Origin of the sequence: Mesorhizobium sp. M7A.F.Ca.US.008.03.1.1, from assembly GCF_003997495.1 — a bacterium.
In the GTDB taxonomy this organism is placed as follows: domain Bacteria; phylum Pseudomonadota; class Alphaproteobacteria; order Rhizobiales; family Rhizobiaceae; genus Mesorhizobium.
Genome location: NZ_RZRU01000009.1, coordinates 116481 through 133972 on the forward strand (window position 1 = coordinate 116481; position 17492 = coordinate 133972).

Sequence of the window (17492 nt, forward strand, 5' to 3'; positions counted from 1 at the left end):
AACGCTGGGAAATCACCGAAAACGTCTTGTCGGATCGCAAGGGCGGCGCAAAAATCAACAGGCTTTGCGATTCAGTGAGCCTGTGGTCTCTCGCGTCGCCGAACAAAATCTGGAGACCCGCCATGCCCACCAGCCATGATCTTAAGGGGCTGACAAAATTCCTCGGCCGCGATGAATGGCGCGACTGCTTCGAAGAGGTGTTCGACGATCATCTCGGCCCGGTCCTGGATGACGACGGTATGGAGTTCGAAGACCTTGCCGAAATCCTTGGTGACAGCTGGGCCATGACGCTGTGGGGCTGCGCCTTCGAGGATTTTCTGACCCAGGACTTCGACGTCGGGGGCGTCAACATCGTCGACGAATATCTCAAGCGCCGTGGCTGGAAGGAGGGCGCCCAGGCAAAAGCCTACATGAAGGCGTTGCGAACATCGATCATGAGCCTTTACGAGGTGAGCGATGTCGTGCCCGGGAAGTCGCTTGTGGCGCGCGACCTTCTTCGCGGCGGCGATCCGATCACAGTCAGCGAGGGTACGGCTACCAAGACCCTGAAACAGTGGGACAAGGTCGCCGCCCGCATCGTGCCGGTCATGGGCAAGAACCTTTTCGCGGGTGGCCTTCTACCGTTCACGCCGCAGGCCACGGAAATTCTGTTCGACGGCCTGCGGGGCATATTCGAAAAAAAGGGAGTGAAGAAACTCCCCGTCTTCAAGAACGAAGACCTGCAGACGGTCGCCTCCATGTTCACCCTCTCATGGCTGTTCGATACGCTCGGTCGGGTCCTGGAGACGCCTTTGCTTAAAAACGCTGAAGGCGATGACATCATGTTCCACGATGTCCGGTTTCCACTGTCATCCGGCACAACCCAGAAAGACATCGCCGTGCGGTTGACTGCTATTCCGGGAATGTTGCAGCAAAACCCGAAGTTCTGGAACTGGCTCGAGGATGAGCCGAAAGGCGGGAGGAAAACGAAACACAGCGACGCGCTTTCCCTCGATACCACTATGGACAACGGTTTGCGTGTGTTGGGCAATGTCGAGCTGAAAGGATGCTTTCTGCACCTTTCCGCCAATTCCGACACGCGCGCGGACAAAGGAACCGCGCTGATCCGGCAGGCTCTCGGCGATCTGCTCGGCATGCCTGAGACCAAAATCGAAACCGTCGAGCAATTGATGGCCGAGCGACCAACCCGCGATCGTGGACGAAAGTCAACGGATATCCCTCTGGAAATCGCCGAGCAGGTCGTCCACGAGTTCATGGACCGCCAATATCGTGGAACCCTCGACCAGCCGGTCGATATGCTCGGCAACAAGACGCCACGCCAGGCCGTCAAAACACCCGCCGGTCGCCAGAAGGTCGCCGAGTGGCTCAAATATCTCGAAAACCAGTCTGCAAAGCGCGCTGATCCAGAAGATCCCATAGCGACCTACAGTTTCGAATGGATGTGGCGAGAACTCGGCGTCCACGATCTACGTCACTAAACGTACCGTGTATTCGTGTCCCAGTGATGCATTGGGGCTGTCATGCTTGCAATTGCCAACCGCTGAAATGATGCCGATCTCTTGGGAAGGGACGCAGATGTTCGAACGTCACATTGCCGATTGGGACAGCGCCTATGCCAACGGTGCGAACATCGCCGGCAGCGACCGCTGGCCGGCGGCCTGGGCGGAGCCGGCGCAAGCATTCCGCGATGCGCTCTCGGCAGAGGGCCGGGCACGGCTCGACATCGCCTATGGCGACGGACCGCGCAATCGGTTCGATCTTTTCCTTCCCAAAGCCGCTCCCAGGGGGCTCGTGGTGGTCATCCATGGCGGCTACTGGCTGGAGACTGACAAGAGCTTGTGGTCGCACCTTGCCAATGGCGCGGTCAGCAGCGGTTTTGCTGTGGCGATGCCTTCCTACTCACTGTGCCCTGAGATACGCATCGGCGGCATCGTTAGGGAAATCGGCACGGCGATCGGCAAGGCAGCGGCAATGGTTGGGGGACCGCTGATGCTGACCGGACATTCAGCCGGCGGTCATCTAGCGACGCGGATGGTGACGACAACAACGCCGCTGGCGGCCGATGTAGCGCGGCGCATACGCAATGTCGTTTCGATTTCGGGCCTCCACGACCTGCGTCCGATCATGTACACCGCCATGAACAAGGAACTGGCAATCGACGAAGAGGAGGCGCTGGCTGAAAGCCCAGCGCTGCTGCGGCCCGTGGATGGTGCCCGCATCACCTGCTGGGCCGGCGGTGGCGAGCGCGCCGAGTTCCTGCGCCAGAATGCGTTGCTTGCCAACATCTGGACCGGCCTCGGGGCCACCACCAGCGTCGTGATCGAGCCCGACCGGCATCACTACAGCATTGTCGACGGCCTTGCCGATCCGGCGCATCCGCTGACACAGAGCTTGATCTCGAACTAGAGGCGAGATCACTTTCTCGTCTGTTATGAAGAGCTTGTCTGGGATTCTTCAGCGCAGCATGAAAACACTGCAAGCCTCGCCCGCGGCCGCTGCGGGCGCAAACGGCGCCCGCACGATCAGCCCGTTGGCGTCGGCCAGCATTCTCAGCATCGAGGAATCCTGGATGCCGAACGGCGTCGCCACCAGCACGCCGCCATCTTCCCTGACCACGGCTCGGACATAGTCCTGGCGCAAATCATTGGCCGGCATTGCGGCGCCCAATCGCGCCGGACGTATGTCCTGGCGATAATTGCGGCCGCCGAGCCGCGCCAGCAACGGCTTCAGGAACAGTTGCGAGCAGACCAGGCTTGCCACCGGGTTGCCAGGCAGGCCGATGCACCTGATGTCGCCGAGGCGGCCGAACATCAGCGGCTTGCCGGGCCGCATGGCGATCTTCCAGAAGCCGAGCGTCATGCCTTCGCCGGTCAGCACGTCGTGGATCAGGTCGTGATCGCCGACCGAGGCGCCACCAAGCGTCACGATGACATCCGCACCGGCCGCGACCGCTTTTTGCACCAGTTCGGCGATGGCCTCCTTGCGATCGGCGGCAATGCCGAGATCGAGCGCGCGGGCGCCGACCGAGTGTGCGGTGGCAGCGACGCCATAGGCATTGGACGAGATGATCTGGTCCTGCCCGAGTTCGCTGCCGGGCGGCAGCAATTCGTCGCCGGTGGCGATGATGGCGACCAGCGGCCGTTTCACCACGTTGACCCGGGGATGGTTGGCCGATGCTGCCAGCGACAGTGCCGCCGGGTCGAGCAAGCGGCCTTTTTCCAGCAGCATGTCGCCTGTTGAAAAATCGAGCCCGATGCGGCGGATATTGCGCCATTGCGCCGTCGGCTCGGTCACTTCGATATCGCCGCCGCCGAGGTCGCGGACATTCTCCTGGATGACGATGGTGTCGGCGCCTTCGGGCAGCGGCGCGCCGGTGAAGATACGCACCGCTTGTCGCTCGCCGACCGTGCCGTCGAAGCCGCGCCCGGCAGGCGCCATGCCGATCACCGATAGTTTCGATGGGACCGACGCCACGTCGGCGGCGCGCGCCGCATAGCCGTCCATGGCGGAAGCATTGAAAGGCGGTTGGGTGCGGAGTGCCACGACCGGTTCCGCCAGAACACGATCCACCGCCTCGAACAGAGGAACGCTTTCGCCGGCCAGAGGTGCCGCACCATCGAACAGGCGTTCAAGCGCCTCCGCGATAGGAACCAGCGCCATCAGGAACTCGCCTTGTAGTCACCCGACTTGCCACCGGTCTTTTCGACCAGGCGGATACCGGAGATCACCATGGCGCGGTCTACTGCTTTCGCCATGTCATAGATGGTCAGGCAGGCTACCGAAGCGGCCGTCAGCGCTTCCATCTCGACACCCGTCTTGCCGGTGACGCGCGCCAGCGCGGTGACCTTCAGGCCCGGCAAAGCATGGTCGGGCTCGATGTCGACGGAAACCTTGGTCAGCAGCAGCGGATGGCAGAGCGGGATCAGCTCATGCGCCTTCTTCGCCGCCATGATGCCGGCAATGCGCGCAGTGCCGAGCACATCGCCCTTCTTGGCGTTGCCGGCGAGGATCATCTTCAGGGTCTCGGGCCGCATCGCGACAAAGCCTTCGGCGATCGCCGTGCGCGTTGTCTCCGCCTTGTCGCCGACATCGACCATGTTGGCCTCGCCCTGCGGGCCGAGGTGGGTGAGGGCTGATGTCATCGTCAGACGGCCTCGGCCGATACCTTGCCCGTCAAAAGCAGGCGCGTCGCCGCTGTGACGTTCTGTTGTCGCATCAGGCTCTCGCCGACGAGGAAGGTGTCGATGCCGGTCTTCTGCATCCTGAGGCAGTCATCATGGGTGAAAATACCGCTCTCGCTGACCAGCAGGCGGCCGCCCGGCACCATGGGCGCCAGCCGCTCCGACGTTTTAAGGCTGGTTTCGAATGTTCTCAGATCGCGGTTGTTGATGCCGATCAGCTGCGACGACAGCTTTACCGCGCGCAGCGTCTCGGCCTCGTCATGCACCTCGATCAGCGCATCCATGCCGAGTTCGAAGGCAGTCGCCTCAAGCTCGCTGGCCAGGGCGTCATCGACGCTGGCCATGATGATCAGGATCGCATCAGCGCCCCAGGCGCGCGCCTCATAGACCTGGTAGGGATCGAACAGAAAATCCTTGCGTAGCGCCGGCAGGGCGACGGCCGCACGTGCCTTGGTCAGAAATTCCGGCGCGCCCTGAAAGGACGGCGCGTCGGTCAGTACCGAAAGGCAAGCGGCGCCGCCTTTCGCATAGGCCTGCGCCAGCGCCGGCGGATCGAAATCGGCGCGGATCAGGCCCTTGGACGGGCTTGCCTTCTTGATCTCGGCGATCAGCGCGAAGGCGCCGGATTTGCGCTTCGCTTCCAGTGCGGCAAGAAAGCCGCGCGGAGCGTCGGCATCTTTTGCCCGGGCCTTGATTTCGGCCAGCGGCATGCGTGCCTTTGCCGCCGCGATCTCGTCGCGCTTGTAGGCCTCGATCTTGCGAAGAATGTCAGACACGTTTTATCCGTTCGAAATCTCGACCAGCCTGTCCAGCACTTGCAGGGCACGGCCGCTGTCGATGGCTTGCGCGGCGAGCGCGATGCCGTCGGCAAGCGTCGTCGCCTTGCCCGCAACGACCAGTCCGGCACCGGCGTTCATCAGCACGGTGTCGCGATAGGCGCCGGCGCCGCCGCCGAGCATATCGCGCAAGGCCTTGGCGTTGTAGTCCGAATCGCCGCCGCGCAATTCATCCTTGCTATGGCGCGCCAGCCCAACCGCTTCAGGGGTCAGCGTGAAGCTGCGGATCTCGCCGCCGATCAGTTCGGCGACCTGCGTCTCGCCGGTGGTGGTGATCTCGTCATAGCCGTCGCCATGGGCAACCCAGGCATGCTCGGCACCCAGCGCCTTCAGTGTCTCGGCAACCGGCAGGATCCATTCCGGCAGGAACACACCGACCAGCTGCCGCTTGACGCCGGCCGGGTTGGAGAGCGGCCCGAGCAGGTTGAATATGGTGCGGGTGCCGAGTTCGACGCGGGTCGGGCCGACATGCTTCATCGCCGGATGGTGCGCGGGCGCGAACATGAAGCCAACGCCAGCCTCGTGGACGCAGCGGCCGATGAATTCGGGCGAGATGTCGATCTTGACGCCGAGCGCAACCAGCACGTCGGCTGCCCCTGTCAGCGACGACAGGCCGCGATTGCCGTGCTTGGCAACCGGCACGCCGCTGCCGGCAACGACGAAGGCCGATGCCGTCGAAATGTTGACGCTGTGAGAATTGTCGCCGCCGGTGCCGACGATGTCGATGGCGTCGGTGGGCGCGTCGACGTGCAGCATCTTGGCCCGCATGGTTGCGACGGCGCCTGAAATCTCGCTCACCGTCTCGCCGCGCACGCGCAGCGCCATCAGGAAGCCGCCGATCTGGCCGGGGGTCGCATCACCCGACATGATGATGTCGAAGGCCTCGCGGGCTTCCTCGAAGGAAAGCGCGCTACCGGTCGCGACCTTGGCGATATGGGTTTTCAGCGCGCTCATCTTGTCGAGGCTTGGGCAACGGCGGCCTGGTCGATGCGAACGTCGTACTGCGTCTGCAACTGCGCCACCAACTGGTCGAGCAGATCATCCGACATGCCGGAGGTGAAGGATTTCTGCGCGTCGTCCGGCACCGAACTGGCATCGGCCCCAGCGGGCTCGAACACTTCGGCGACCTTGTACAAGATCTGCCCGTCGCCGGTGGGCGAGGGGATCAGGCCGGTACCGCCTTCGCCGACTCCGAACATCGCTGCGGCGCCCTCCTTGCCGAAATCGACGTCGTCAGCCTCGCGCTTGACACCGCGCTTGGTCTGCTTTTCCAACTTCAGTTCGCTGGCGATGACGTCGAGCGTTGCACCGGCCTTGAGCCGCTTTTCCAGCTCGTCAGCCTTGGCGGCGAGCCGCTTGCTTGTTTCCGCCGCCGTCCAGTCGGCCACGACTTTCTGACGAACCTCATCCAGCGTGCGGTCGCGAGCCGGCGTGATGGACGCCACCTCATAGAAGACGAAGCCGTTGTCGGCTGTGGTCAAGGCATCGTTTTCCGTGTTGGGTTCGGCGTCGAAGACGGCTTTGATCAGCTCCGGCGATTGCGGCAGGGCCTTGACGATGCTTGCATCTGGCCGCAGTCCACTGCGATCGATGGCGTCGATGGTGACGACCTTCAGCTTCAGCTTGGCCGCAGCGTCGGCCAGGGAACTGCCGGCGGCGCGGGTATCATCGTAATTGTCGCGTACGTCCAGAAGGATGCGGCTTGCCTCGCCCAGCGCCAGATCCTTGCGGATCTGGTCGGACACCTCGGCCAGCGGCTTCACCACCTCGGGCTTGATCTCGGTGACGCGCAGCAGCACCGGACCGAAGGCGCCTTGCACGACCTGGCTGACTTCATTGGCGTTGAGCGCGAAGGCCGCGTCGGCGACCGCCTTGTCGGCGATCTTGTCCTTGGCAAGCGTGCCGAGCAACGTGTCGGCCGGCGTCTTGCCTTCCGCCGTGACCAGCTTGTCGAAAGTAGCGCCGGCCTTGAGCGAATCGAGTGCGGCCTTGGCCGCGTCCGGCGTCTTGAACACGAGCTGCTCGACGGTGCGCAGTTCCGGCGTGGTGTAACGCGCCTTGTTCTTGTTGTAGTCGTCGCTGACCTGGCTGTCGGTGACGGCGGTCGTATCCATGATGTCGACGGGTTCGAGGCGGACATAGGAGAATTTGCGGTATTCGGGTGCCGCATATGTCTTCTTGTTGGCTTCGAAATAGGCTGAGAGCACGCTATCGGACGGTGCCGCGATCGGCTCGACCAGTGCCTTGGGGAGCGTCAAATAGTCGATGGTGCGGTCTTCGCCGCGATAGAGCGCAACCGCCTTGAAGAAAGTGTCCGGAGCCTTGAGGCCGTCCGAGACCGCCTCGACAATCTGCTGGCGCACGGCCACCTGGGCACGGTTCTTCAAATAGTCTTCGGGCCGCATGCCAATCTGCTGCAACATATATTCGAACGTTCTGCGGTCGAACTGGCCGCCCGGGCCCTTGAATGCTGGGTCTTCGCGTGTCAGCTCGGCCAGCCGGTCCTTGGAAAGTCCGAGGCCCAGCTTGCGGGCCTGTTCGTCGAGAACGGCCCCCGAGACGAGCTGCGCCAGCACCTGGTTGTCGACACCGAGCGCCTTTGCCTGTTCGTGGCTGAGACGCTGGCCGAACTGCTGCGACATGACAGCGAGCTGGCGATCATAGGCGAGACGGTATTCGTTGATCGACACTTTGGTGCCGCCAGCCGTTATGACCGAATCATGACCGGCAAGACCGCCCATCAGCCGTCCGGAAACACCCCAGACCAAAAAGCTGAGCACCAGCAGCACCAACAGCCCCTTCGCGACCCAGGTGCCTGCCGCGCTTCTCAATATACCAAGCATTTTTACTTCCGATTTATGCGCATTTTCGCATGCGCCGAGTCTGAAACAAGCGCAATAGCGCCCTTCCGGTCCACTGTCGATTGCTTTGTGGCCTGATTTTGGTAGTGAGGGCCAGAGCCCGATATCGCCCGGAGAAGCAAACCCATGACACCAGGAATTCGCCCGCTCGTCGCCGGCAACTGGAAAATGAACGGCACCAGCGCCTCCCTCAACGAGCTCAGGATGATCGGTAACGGTTTCATGAGCGGGCTCGATGCGGAGACCGAAGCGCTGGTTTGCGTTCCCGCGACATTGCTTGCCCATGCCGCGGAGATCCTGTCGCGCACGCCGGTGCATGCCGGCGGCGAGGATTGCCACCCCAAGGAGAGCGGCGCCTACACCGGCTGCATCTCGGCGGAAATGCTCAAGGATGCCGGTGCAAGCCATGTCATCGTTGGCCATTCCGAATGCCGCGAGCAACGCGGCGAGGATGATACCACTGTCCAGGCCAAGGCCTCCGCCGCCTGGCGCGCCGGGCTTGTGGCCATCATTTGCATTGGCGAGACGCATGAGCAGCGTGAAGCGGGCGCGACGCTGGACGTGCTGTCGAGGCAGGTCGATGGCTCGGTGCCGCCAAGCGCCACCCCGTCCAACACCATTGTTGCCTATGAGCCGGTATGGGCGATCGGCACCGGCCTGACGCCGACCGCCGCCGATGTGGCCGAAGCACACGCACATATCCGCGAAAAGCTGTCGGAAAAGCTTGGCAGCGTCGCGGCGAAAGTGCGCATTCTCTATGGCGGCTCGGTCAAGCCCTCCAACGCGGTCGAACTGCTCGGCGTCAGGAATGTCGATGGCGCCCTGGTCGGCGGCGCCAGCCTGAAAGCGGCTGATTTTCTCGCCATCGCCGAGGCCTATCGCAATATCGGTTGAAGACATTCGCCACGCCGGATGGGCTTCCGGCGCCGGAAATCGTTGCAAAGGGCGGGTTGCTTCCCATATTCCGGCCACGGGCTTGGAAATGCCGTCAAAGCATTGTATTGAGCCGCCTCCAATTCACCGGTCGTGTTCGCGGCCGGGTAAGGCCTTGCCAGGATAAACTATGGAAACCGTACTGATCGTCATCCATCTCATGGTCGTGCTCGCCCTTGTCGGCGTGGTGCTGTTGCAGCGCTCCGAGGGCGGCGGCCTTGGCATTGGTGGCGGATCCGGCTTCATGACCGCGCGCGGCGCTGCCAATGCGCTGACGCGTGCGACGGCGATCCTGGCGGCCGCCTTCTTCGCCACGTCACTGACACTGTCGATCGTTGCCCGCTATGGCGAGAAGCCGATCGACATCCTCGACCGCGTCCCAGCGACATCGGATGGTGCGGCAGGCAAGGGCGTGCTCAACCAATTGCCCGGCACGACCACACCGGCGCCCGCCGGCAACGCCACGCCGGCGCCGCCATCCGGCAACGACGCCGCGGCTCCGGCGACTGCCCCGGCCACTGCGCCTGCCGCCGGCTCGACGCCGCCGGCGACCAACGGCACGGCTCCCGCCGCACCGGCGACCCCGCAGGTTCCAAACCAGTAGTCTTCGGTGCCTGAAGACGCGATCTGTGGTCGTTTGAACACAGTCGCGGCAAATGCAGCGAGATCACGAAGATTCGACGGGGTGAGGCATGGCCCCACGCTTGAGGCGTCCGCGCTTATTCGACTATAGATTGCACGCGGCATTTCCGGCGCCCTTGGGGGGCGCTGGGCGACGCCGTGGCAACAAGCATAGAACGATCGGATCTTCGCCATGCAGCTTCGCAGCTTCATTTTCCTGGGACTTTGCGCCGCAATCGGCATGAGTTCCCCAGCCTTCGCCGGCGTGCCGGCAAATATGGCCGCACCTTCAGTTGAGAAAACCGGCGCCATCAATGTCGCCGTCAAGAGTGATGCGTCGCAATTGAAGCTTCTCAAGAAAAAGAAAAACCCGACACCGGACGACCTGGCCCAGATCAAGAAGATCGAAGCCAAGATCGTTGCCGACAAGGAGGCCGCCAAAGCCAAGGCGCTCGAGGCCAGGAAGCTGGCGATGCGCGAGGCGGCCAAGGCCAAGGCCGACGCTGAACGGCAGGCGTTCCTTGCCAAGAAGGGCAAGAGCGCGCCGGCAACCGAGGTGGCCGATGCCAAGCCGGCAAAGAAGCAGGCCGCCAAGATCATCGAGCCAATCGAACCGATCGCACCAATCCAATCAGCAGAGCCGCTTCCGGCAGAGGCGATGAACGTCGCCTTGACCGGCAACAATGGCGAGCTGCGCAGCGAGGTCATCGGCCAGAAGCAGCCGAGCAGCGGTGGTCTGTTCGCCGGTCTCTTCGGCGGGACCTCGTCCGGGTCTTCGATAAGCTATCTCCCTGAGACACGGGCTCTCGACCAGGTGCTCGCCAAGAGGGAAGCCAAGAAGCAGTTCAAGGTGAAGCCGGAATTCGTGCCGCAGGACGTGGAATTCAGCGGTTACGATGCCGGCACCATCGTCATCGACACCAGCGCACGGCGCCTCTACCTCGTCGAATCGTCCTCCACCGCGCGCCGCTACGCCATTGCGGTCGGCCGCGAGGGCCTGCAGTTCAAGGGCACGGTTGCGGTCGGCGACAAGCAGGAATGGCCGCGCTGGATCCCGACGCTGGACATGCAGAAGCGCGAGCCGAAGCATTACGGCCAGTACAAGGACGGCATGCCCGGCGGTGGTCAGAATCCGCTCGGCGCGCGCGCAATCTATCTCTATGACGGCAAGAAAGACACGCATTTGCGTATCCACGGCACCATCGCGCCGCAGTCGATCGGAACCAGCGCCTCTAATGGCTGCTTCCGCATGATCAACGAGCACGTCATGGACCTCTATAGCCGCGTCAGGGTTGGCACCAAGGTCGTCATCATCTGACGTTTTCGTCATCCTGCCGAAAGGGCCGGCTCAGCCGGCCCTTTTGTTTTGCCTTGTTCACGACCCAAGCGCCTTCTTGGGAAAAAACCTTCGCGGTGGTTTTTTCTCTGGCGGAATCAATCCGGCCGCGTTAAGCGATGACTCCCATGGCGCGATATGTATTCATCACAGGCGGCGTGGTTTCCTCACTTGGAAAAGGCATTGCCGCAGCGGCCCTTGGGGCTCTCCTGCAGGCGCGAGGCTATCGCGCACGCATCAAAAAACTCGATCCCTACCTGAATGTCGATCCGGGCACGATGTCGCCGTACCAGCACGGCGAAGTCTTCGTCACCGACGATGGCGCGGAAACCGATCTTGATCTTGGCCATTACGAGCGCTTCACAGGCCGCTCCGCCAATCAGCAGGACAACATCACCACCGGCCGCATCTACAAGAACATCATAGAGCGCGAGCGGCGCGGCGATTATCTCGGCGCCACCGTGCAGGTCATTCCGCACGTCACCGACGAGATCAAGAATTTCGTCCTCAACGGCAATGACGACTATGATTTCGTGTTGTGCGAGATCGGCGGCACGGTCGGCGACATCGAGGCGATGCCGTTCCTGGAAGCTATACGCCAGCTCGGCAACGACCTTCCTCGCAACAACGCCGTCTACGTCCATCTGACGCTGATGCCCTACATCCCGACGGCGGGCGAACTGAAGACCAAGCCGACCCAGCATTCGGTCAAGGAACTGCGCGGCATCGGCATCGCGCCCGACATCCTGCTGGTCCGCGCCGACCGAGCCATCCCCAAGGAAGAGCGCAGAAAGCTGTCGCTGTTCTGCAATGTGCGCGAAAGTGCCGTGATCCAGGCGCTCGACGTGCCGCATATCTACGATGTGCCGATGGCATACCACAAGGAAGGGCTTGATTCGGAAGTGCTGGCCGCCTTCGGCATTGATCCGGCGCCGAAGCCGCGCATGGAGCCCTGGCAGGCGGTATCCAACCGCATCCACAATCCGGAAGGCGAGGTGACCATCGCCGTCGTCGGCAAATACACCGGCCTCAAGGACGCCTACAAATCGCTGATCGAAGCGCTCTCGCATGGCGGCCTGGCCAACCACGTCAAGGTCAAGCTCGAATGGATCGAATCGGAGATCTTCGAAAAGGAAGATCCGACGCCCTGGCTGGAAAAGGTGCATGGCATCCTGGTTCCCGGCGGCTTCGGCGAGCGCGGTTCCGAAGGCAAGATCCTGGCGGCGAAATTCGCGCGTGAGCGGAAAGTGCCGTATTTCGGCATTTGCTTCGGCATGCAGATGGCCTGCATCGAGGCGGCGCGGTCGCTGGCCGGCGTCGAGCATGCGTCTTCGACCGAGTTCGGTCCGACCGAGGAACCGGTCGTCGGCCTGATGACCGAATGGCTGAAAGGCAACATGCTGGAGAAGCGCCGCGAAACCGGCGATCTCGGCGGCACGATGCGGCTCGGCGCCTATCAGGCCGAGCTCGCCAAGGGCTCCAAGATCGCCGAGATCTATGGCGACACGCAGATTTCCGAGCGCCATCGCCACCGCTACGAGGTCAATATCGACTACAAGGAGCGGCTCGAGGATTGCGGCCTGGTGTTTGCCGGCATGTCGCCCGACGGCGTGCTGCCGGAGACGGTCGAGTATCCAGACCACCCCTGGTTCATCGGCGTGCAATATCATCCGGAACTGAAAAGCCGACCGCTCGACCCGCATCCGCTGTTCGCCAGTTTCATCGAGGCGGCGGTGGAGCAGAGCAGGCTGGTGTAGCGACCAGGCTGGCGGCAATGCAGACTTATGTCGCGCTGCTTTACAGCATCATCCTGGGCGAGGGGCGGCGGCTCGTGATGGCCGATCTCAAGGCCATGGCGGAAGATCTCGGGTTGAAGAACACGCGCACGCTGGTGGCGACGGGCAATCTGGTCTTCGAGGCGCCGGCAACTGATATCGCCGACCTTGAACAGCGGCTGGAGGCAGCCTTCGAAAAAACCTTCGGCCGCCATGTCGACATCGTCGTGCGTGGTGCCGAGGACTGGCTGAAGCTTGCCTCCGGCAATCCGTTCCCGGCCGATTCGGCTGAGGCAGGCGATCAGGTGGCCGTACGGGTGATGCGCAAGCCTGCGCCCGTGGAGGCCGTGAAGGGGCTTCAAGCCTATGCCCGCGAGGATGAAAAAGTGACTTCAGTCGGCGGCGACATCTGGGTCGTATTTTCACGCGAGAGGCCAAGCTCGCGGCTGCTTGCGGCGATGAATCACAAGCGCATGGGCACGGGCACGTCGCGCAACTGGAACACAGTGCGCAGATTGGCCGAGATGCTCGGGTAGGGTTTGGGGCGGCTCTCGCCGCCCCAAATTCAGCTTGTCAAGCTTTCGCGGTCTTGGCGCCGGCGCCCAAAGCGGCGGTGCGCAGTGCGTAGTAGATGACGCCGGCGATCGCCACGCCGAAGAACCAGCCATAGACACCCCACCAGGACGGCAGCCAGTTGGTGAAGTTGGGCAGGATCGACGAGAAGATAGCGCCGATGCCGGCGGCGATGAAGGCGTTGACGTGCCAGCCGCCCTGGAAGCGGAACTCGCCATCTTCGCGATAAAGCGCCTCGACGTCGACCTCGCCCTTCCGGATCAGGTAGTAGTCGACCATCATCACCCCGAAGATCGGCCCCATCGTCGCGCCGATGATGTTGACGAAGGAAGCGGCACTGCCTTCCCATGGCGCGAAGGGATAGAGCAACAGTGCGATTACGGCTGCGATATAGCCGCCCTTCTTGAAGTCGATCTGCCTGGGGAAGACGTTGGAGAAGTCGAAGGCCGGCGAGACGAAGTTCGCCACCACGTTGATGCCAAGCGTTGCTACCGCAAAGGTCAGGGCTGCGAGCGCCGCCAGGAACCAGCTGTCGAATTTCGCCGAGATCTGGTCGGGATGCAGCAGCACTTCGCCATAGACGTCAAAGGCGGCAATGGTGGTGACGCCGGCGACAAGCGAAAACAGGATCAGGTTGATCGGCAGGCCCCAGATGTTGCCCTTGCGCAGCGATGCCTTGTCCGGCGCGTAACGGGCGAAATCGCAGAAATTGAGATAAAGCGCGGAAAAGTAGGTGACCCAGATCGCCGCCACCGCAAACAGTGACGTCCACGATCCCGGCGTACCCGGCACGCCCGCGTCCTTGGTCTTGTCCAGCAGCACGTCCATGGGGATGTCGCTGGTGAAGGCAAATCTCCCGGATTTGACGCAGAGGTAGATCGCCAGGATCAGCATCATCACCCACACCGCTGGGCCGGCCCAGTCCTGGAAGCGGCGCACGGTTTCCATACCGTTCTGGATGATCAGCAGTTGCAGCGCCCAGATGACCACGAAGCAGATCACCTCCAGGCCGGTATGGCCGAGGAAATGCGTGCTGGCGTTGAAGTCGGCGAACCATTGCGTGCGGATCAGCAGCGCCACGATCGCGCCCGAGGCGGCAGCCGTCTGTGCGCCATACCAGAAGCAGGCGACGATGGCGCGCACCAGCGCCGGTATGTTGGCGCCCCAGATGCCGAAAGAGGCGCGGGCAAGCACGGGGTAGGGCACGCCGGTCTTCACGCCGGCATAGCCGACCATGTTCATCATTACGTAGATGATGAGCGAACCGATGCCGATGGCGATGATGAAGTTGACGAAGCCGCCGCAGAACAGAAACAGACTGGCGGCCAGATAGTAGCCCCAGAGGCTGTGAACGTCCGACGTCCAGACGTTGAAGATCGAGAATGGTCCCCAGTTTCGAACTTTGGCTGGCGCGAGATCCTCGTTGTAGAGATCAGGTGAAGCACCCTGTATCGTCATGGCAATGTTCCCCTTTTGCAGCACGCGCCCTCACGCGTTGGCCGCGTGCAGGTTAAGCCTGCCGCAGGGGAACCGACAAGCAATCTATTTGCCGGCTTTGGCCTTAAAGATATTCAATGAGAACTGCGATTATCGATGCAAGGCGATGGTGGGTCATCGCTGAACCCGGCACGGATGATTCGAAGTTCGACGCCGGGATTTCAATCTGAAGCGGTGGCTGCCGACACCTTCGGTCGGGGCCATCTAAGCGATGGCCATCACCTGCTTGTGGTCCGCGACTTCGGCGAGCAGCCAATCCTGAAACAGGCCGGTGCCCGGTTTGTTGCCGATGCTGCGACGCTGATGCAGGTAAATGCCGGCCGGATAGGTGTGGCGGGCATGGAACGGGGCGACCAGTTTGCCTTGCTGCAGAAAATCTTGCGCCATGATCGTGTCCGCAAGCGCTATTCCGGCGCCATTGATCGCTTCGCGCATGATCAGGGTGCAATCATCCAGTGTTGTGCTGGATTTTGGCGTCGTTTCCAGAACGCCTTCCTGCTCCAGCCACCGCTTCCATCTCATGGTTTCGCATTCATGGATCAGATGATGATTGACCAGATCGGCCGGCGACCGCAGCGGCACAGGTCCCTCCAGAAGCGAAGGCGCACAGACCGGCGTCAAAAGCAGCGGGATCAGCAGCGTCAAAGCCGGGCCGGCCTTGTAGACGAACTCGTCGACAATGGCCAAATCGAAGTTGGCGCGCTTGCCTGAAGTGGAGATCTCTAGATCCACCGACGGATGCAACCGGCGGAAGTTCGGCAACCGGTCCGCCAGCCAAAGGTTCAGAACGGTGGGCACGCACAAGACCCGGACACGTTGGATCTTGCCGTGGCGCGACCCCTCGGAGAGGCTGACGTCATCGGTGGCGCGCCAGATGGCTTCGAACGCCTCCGAGAGGCTGCGCGCATAGTAGGAGCCCCTTATGGTTGGGGTTATCTGGCGAAAACCGCGTTCGAACAGGTCCTGGCCAAGATTTCGTTCAAGCGCGCGGATGTGGCGGCTGACAGCCGAGGGTGTCAGATGCAGTTCTTCCGCCGCGTCCTTGACGCTGCCGAGGCGAGCGGCGGCCTCGAAAGCGCGCATGCCATTGAGTGAGGGAAGGGCCATTGGCCGATCATGAATTGTCGGTTGAGTTTTTGTCAATTGACATGGGCAGAATTCGCGTTTGATCGCCTGCCCCGTTAGGGGATACCCAGAAGACAAGAGCAATTAAGTCGTCTCAAGAAGGCGACTGTTTGGGGACCGGCATTGTACCACGAACGGCGGAGACCGGCTTGACCAGTCTCCATCGGGGCGAGCGAAGCGTTGCTCGCTACCCGGCCGGTATTGCCGCAATTGGAGAGAGCGCCAGCCTATGCCTCAATCGCCAGCGCCGGTCTTCGAGACCGCGGACGAGATTTCCGCCGAAGCCTCCGTCGTCGTGATTTTGCAAACTGCCCAAACAGGCTTCGGCCCGCGGGCAGTCGCCCTGGATGCCGAGATGAGCGGGATTCTCTCTCGTGCATGCTCCGACCCGGCCACCCTGGCCGAATCCGGCACTTGCATCGATCTTATTGCTCCGCAGGCCGTATCGACCAAGCGCGTGGTCGTCCTGGCCTTAGGCAAAGCTGAAGCCGTAACCACCCTGTCGTTGGCGCGCGCCGGCGGTCTGCTTGCCGCGCATCTGGAAGGCAAAGGGGAATGCGCGGCCACCCTGGTCCTGGACCCCATCGCCGGCGTTGAACTATCCGGCGCCGAAATCCTGGCACGTGTCGCGCTTGGCATGCGGCTGCGCCGCTATCGTTTCGACATGCGCAACCGGCGGCAAGGAGCGGGAGCGGATCGAACCTTGCGGGTGAAACTGGTCGGGGCCCGCGGCCCGGATCTGACCGCGGCGCTGACGCGGATCAATGCAATCGCCGACGGCGTCGAATATGCGCGCACCCTGGTCAACCTGCCGCCGAACCATCTCCACCCCGACAATTTCCATGATCATCTGGAGCCGCTGCGTGAAGCCGGCATAGACATCGAAATGCTCGATGCCGCGCAGCTGAAAGAGCTCGGCATGAACGCGCTCCTGGCCGTTGGATCGGGCTCGGCGCGCCCGCCCCGGGTCGCTGTCCTGCGCTACAGGGGCAAGGGTGCTCCTGCCCAACCACTCGCTTTCGTCGGCAAGGGCGTCTGCTTCGATTCGGGAGGCCTCTGCATCAAGGGCGGAGCGCAGATGTTCGACATGAAAGCCGACATGGGCGGAGCGGCCGCTGTGGTCGGGCTGCTGATCGCGCTCGCCCGGCAAGGCAGCCCGGTACACGTAGTCGGTGTTCTCGGCATCGCCGAGAACATGCCATCCGGCACCGCGCTCAAACCGCGCGACATCATCACGACGGCCTCGGGACAGACCGTGGAAGTGTTCGACACGGATGCGGAAGGACGCCTGCTTCTGGCCGACTGCCTCCACTATGCAGCCACGCGCTTCAACCCTTCGGTGATCGTCGATCTGGCGACGCTGACCTATTCGGTGACGCGTGGCCTTGGGTCGATATTCGCCGGCCTGTTCAGCACCGACGATGCCATCGCGTCACAGATGATCGCGGCCGGAGAAACGGTCGGCGAACGGTTCTGGCGGCTGCCGCTCGACCGGGCCTACGACGAGGGTTTGCAATCGCCGTTCGCGGACCTCAGGCATCATGCCAAGGACATGGAAGACGGCGATGCCCCTTATGCCGCGGCCTTCCTGCGCCACTTCACGGAAGATCGCCCGTGGGTGCATCTCGACATCGCCAGCAAGGAACTGACCGACACCGATCGGCCGCTCGGCAGGCAAGGTGCCACGGCATTTGGCGTGCAGATGCTGGAAGAGTGGGTGCAGGTCAGCCGCAACGTGAACTAGGCGCTCGTCG

General features: G+C 62.5%; 15 protein-coding genes. 8 read left to right on the forward strand and 7 right to left on the reverse strand.

Annotation, left to right across the window (positions count from 1 at the left end):
- The first annotated feature begins 122 nt into the window (after positions 1–122).
- Positions 123–1478 carry a hypothetical protein gene (locus tag EOA16_RS14720; RefSeq protein WP_127259005.1) on the forward strand — a complete coding sequence of 452 codons (1356 nt, stop codon included), beginning with the start codon at positions 123–125 and terminating at the stop codon, positions 1476–1478.
- 97 nt (positions 1479–1575) lie between these two features.
- Complete coding sequence (locus EOA16_RS14725; protein WP_127259006.1) at positions 1576–2406, forward strand: alpha/beta hydrolase; 831 nt, start codon at positions 1576–1578, stop codon at positions 2404–2406.
- A 48-nt stretch (positions 2407–2454) separates the two neighbouring features.
- Here EOA16_RS14725 and glp read toward each other — a convergent pair whose 3' ends face one another.
- The 5 genes from glp to EOA16_RS14750 are packed head-to-tail and all read right to left on the reverse strand — an operon-like array spanning position 2455 to position 7860.
- Complete coding sequence (gene glp / locus EOA16_RS14730; RefSeq protein ID WP_127259008.1) at positions 2455–3660, reverse strand: gephyrin-like molybdotransferase Glp; 1206 nt, start codon at positions 3658–3660, stop codon at positions 2455–2457.
- Positions 3660–4142: a cyclic pyranopterin monophosphate synthase MoaC gene (moaC, locus tag EOA16_RS14735; RefSeq protein ID WP_127259009.1), complete on the reverse strand. Its 483-nt coding sequence runs from the start codon at positions 4140–4142 to the stop codon at positions 3660–3662. The genes glp and moaC overlap by 1 nt, the downstream gene beginning before the upstream one ends.
- Before the next feature lie 2 nt (positions 4143–4144).
- Positions 4145–4957 carry an indole-3-glycerol phosphate synthase TrpC gene (gene trpC / locus EOA16_RS14740; RefSeq protein ID WP_127259011.1) on the reverse strand — a complete coding sequence of 271 codons (813 nt, stop codon included), beginning with the start codon at positions 4955–4957 and terminating at the stop codon, positions 4145–4147.
- Positions 4958–4960: 3 nt separating this feature from the next.
- Positions 4961–5971 (reverse strand): anthranilate phosphoribosyltransferase, encoded by a 1011-nt coding sequence (gene trpD / locus EOA16_RS14745; RefSeq protein WP_127259012.1) that lies wholly within the window; start codon positions 5969–5971, stop codon positions 4961–4963.
- Positions 5968–7860: a SurA N-terminal domain-containing protein gene (locus EOA16_RS14750; protein WP_127259014.1), complete on the reverse strand. Its 1893-nt coding sequence runs from the start codon at positions 7858–7860 to the stop codon at positions 5968–5970. Before EOA16_RS14750 ends, trpD begins: the two co-directional genes overlap by 4 nt.
- Before the next feature lie 144 nt (positions 7861–8004).
- Here EOA16_RS14750 and tpiA point away from each other — a divergent pair, with 144 nt between their 5' ends.
- From tpiA to EOA16_RS14775, 5 genes are all read left to right on the forward strand, one after another.
- Positions 8005–8772, forward strand: coding sequence for a triose-phosphate isomerase (gene tpiA, locus EOA16_RS14755; RefSeq protein ID WP_127259016.1), 768 nt, complete (start codon positions 8005–8007; stop codon positions 8770–8772).
- 169 nt (positions 8773–8941) lie between these two features.
- Positions 8942–9415, forward strand: coding sequence for a preprotein translocase subunit SecG (gene secG, locus EOA16_RS14760; protein ID WP_127259018.1), 474 nt, complete (start codon positions 8942–8944; stop codon positions 9413–9415).
- 210 nt (positions 9416–9625) lie between these two features.
- Positions 9626–10750: a L,D-transpeptidase gene (locus tag EOA16_RS14765; RefSeq protein ID WP_127259020.1), complete on the forward strand. Its 1125-nt coding sequence runs from the start codon at positions 9626–9628 to the stop codon at positions 10748–10750.
- A gap of 137 nt (positions 10751–10887) precedes the next feature.
- Positions 10888–12525, forward strand: a complete 1638-nt coding sequence (locus EOA16_RS14770; protein ID WP_127259022.1) for a CTP synthase — start codon at positions 10888–10890, stop codon at positions 12523–12525.
- Positions 12526–12542: 17 nt separating this feature from the next.
- Positions 12543–13079 carry a DUF1697 domain-containing protein gene (locus tag EOA16_RS14775; protein WP_127259024.1) on the forward strand — a complete coding sequence of 179 codons (537 nt, stop codon included), beginning with the start codon at positions 12543–12545 and terminating at the stop codon, positions 13077–13079.
- A gap of 37 nt (positions 13080–13116) precedes the next feature.
- On the opposite strand, the gene EOA16_RS14780 is transcribed toward EOA16_RS14775, so the two are convergent.
- Both EOA16_RS14780 and EOA16_RS14785 read right to left on the reverse strand, forming a co-directional pair.
- Complete coding sequence (locus EOA16_RS14780) at positions 13117–14574, reverse strand: NCS1 family nucleobase:cation symporter-1 (protein ID WP_127259026.1); 1458 nt, start codon at positions 14572–14574, stop codon at positions 13117–13119.
- Positions 14575–14817: 243 nt separating this feature from the next.
- Entirely contained in the window at positions 14818–15720 is a 903-nt protein-coding gene (locus EOA16_RS14785) for a LysR substrate-binding domain-containing protein (RefSeq protein WP_127259028.1), read from the reverse strand.
- 247 nt (positions 15721–15967) lie between these two features.
- Here EOA16_RS14785 and EOA16_RS14790 point away from each other — a divergent pair, with 247 nt between their 5' ends.
- Positions 15968–17482, forward strand: a complete 1515-nt coding sequence (locus EOA16_RS14790) for a leucyl aminopeptidase (RefSeq protein WP_127259029.1) — start codon at positions 15968–15970, stop codon at positions 17480–17482.
- Positions 17483–17492 lie beyond the last annotated feature (10 nt).

Bases quoted from the DNA above. Each gene is read 5' to 3' on its own strand.
- EOA16_RS14720 (WP_127259005.1), top strand. From the start codon at position 123: ATGCCCACCAGCCATGATCTTAAGGGGCTGACAAAATTCCTCGGCCGC.
- EOA16_RS14725 (WP_127259006.1), top strand. From the start codon at position 1,576: ATGTTCGAACGTCACATTGCCGATTGGGACAGCGCCTATGCCAACGGT.
- glp (WP_127259008.1), bottom strand. From the start codon at position 3,660: ATGGCGCTGGTTCCTATCGCGGAGGCGCTTGAACGCCTGTTCGATGGT.
- moaC (WP_127259009.1), bottom strand. From the start codon at position 4,142: ATGACATCAGCCCTCACCCACCTCGGCCCGCAGGGCGAGGCCAACATG.
- trpD (WP_127259012.1), bottom strand. From the start codon at position 5,971: ATGAGCGCGCTGAAAACCCATATCGCCAAGGTCGCGACCGGTAGCGCG.
- EOA16_RS14750 (WP_127259014.1), bottom strand. From the start codon at position 7,860: ATGCTTGGTATATTGAGAAGCGCGGCAGGCACCTGGGTCGCGAAGGGG.
- tpiA (WP_127259016.1), top strand. From the start codon at position 8,005: ATGACACCAGGAATTCGCCCGCTCGTCGCCGGCAACTGGAAAATGAAC.
- secG (WP_127259018.1), top strand. From the start codon at position 8,942: ATGGAAACCGTACTGATCGTCATCCATCTCATGGTCGTGCTCGCCCTT.
- EOA16_RS14765 (WP_127259020.1), top strand. From the start codon at position 9,626: ATGCAGCTTCGCAGCTTCATTTTCCTGGGACTTTGCGCCGCAATCGGC.
- EOA16_RS14770 (WP_127259022.1), top strand. From the start codon at position 10,888: ATGACTCCCATGGCGCGATATGTATTCATCACAGGCGGCGTGGTTTCC.
- EOA16_RS14775 (WP_127259024.1), top strand. From the start codon at position 12,543: ATGCAGACTTATGTCGCGCTGCTTTACAGCATCATCCTGGGCGAGGGG.
- EOA16_RS14780 (WP_127259026.1), bottom strand. From the start codon at position 14,574: ATGACGATACAGGGTGCTTCACCTGATCTCTACAACGAGGATCTCGCG.
- EOA16_RS14785 (WP_127259028.1), bottom strand. From the start codon at position 15,720: ATGGCCCTTCCCTCACTCAATGGCATGCGCGCTTTCGAGGCCGCCGCT.
- EOA16_RS14790 (WP_127259029.1), top strand. From the start codon at position 15,968: ATGCCTCAATCGCCAGCGCCGGTCTTCGAGACCGCGGACGAGATTTCC.